Origin of the sequence: Burkholderia sp. SIMBA_051 (genome assembly GCF_046534915.1) — a bacterium.
GTDB lineage: Bacteria > Pseudomonadota > Gammaproteobacteria > Burkholderiales > Burkholderiaceae > Burkholderia > Burkholderia ambifaria.
On the sequence record NZ_JAWRXS010000038.1, the window covers coordinates 1 to 961 of the forward strand.

1 pseudogene is annotated in these 961 nt (G+C 51.3%); it reads left to right on the forward strand.

Going from position 1 to position 961, the window contains the following annotated elements:
• Positions 1-961: pseudogene (locus SB771_RS33415) on the forward strand (DNA polymerase); the annotation flags it as partial.

Consider the following 961-nt stretch of genomic DNA (forward strand, 5'->3'; position numbering starts at 1 on the left):
TCATCCGTGAAAAAGACCCGGACATCATCATCACCTACAACGGTGACTCTTTCGACCTGCCGTACCTGGCGAAACGTGCGGAAAAACTGGGTATCAAACTGACCATCGGTCGTGACGGTTCTGAACCGAAAATGCAGCGTATCGGTGACATGACCGCGGTTGAAGTTAAAGGTCGTATCCACTTCGACCTGTACCACGTTATCCGTCGTACCATCAACCTGCCGACCTACACCCTGGAAGCGGTTTACGAAGCGATCTTCGGTAAACCGAAAGAAAAAGTTTACGCGGACGAAATCGCGAAAGCGTGGGAAACCGGTGAAGGTCTGGAACGTGTTGCGAAATACTCTATGGAAGACGCGAAAGCGACCTACGAACTGGGTAAAGAATTCTTCCCGATGGAAGCGCAGCTGTCTCGTCTGGTTGGTCAGCCGCTGTGGGACGTTTCTCGTTCTTCTACCGGTAACCTGGTTGAATGGTTCCTGCTGCGTAAAGCGTACGAACGTAACGAACTGGCGCCGAACAAACCGGACGAACGTGAATACGAACGTCGTCTGCGTGAATCTTACGCGGGTGGTTTCGTTAAAGAACCGGAAAAAGGTCTGTGGGAAAACATCGTTTCTCTGGACTTCCGTTCGCTGTACCCGTCTATCATCATCACCCACAACGTTTCTCCGGACACCCTGAACCGTGAAGGTTGCCGTAACTACGACGTTGCGCCGGAAGTTGGTCACAAATTCTGCAAAGACTTCCCGGGTTTCATCCCGTCTCTGCTGAAACGTCTGCTGGACGAACGTCAGAAAATCAAAACCAAAATGAAAGCGTCTCAGGACCCGATCGAAAAAATCATGCTGGACTACCGTCAGCGTGCGATCAAAATCCTGGCGAACTCTTACTACGGTTACTACGGTTACGCGAAAGCGCGTTGGTACTGCAAAGAATGCGCGGAATCTGTTACCGCGTG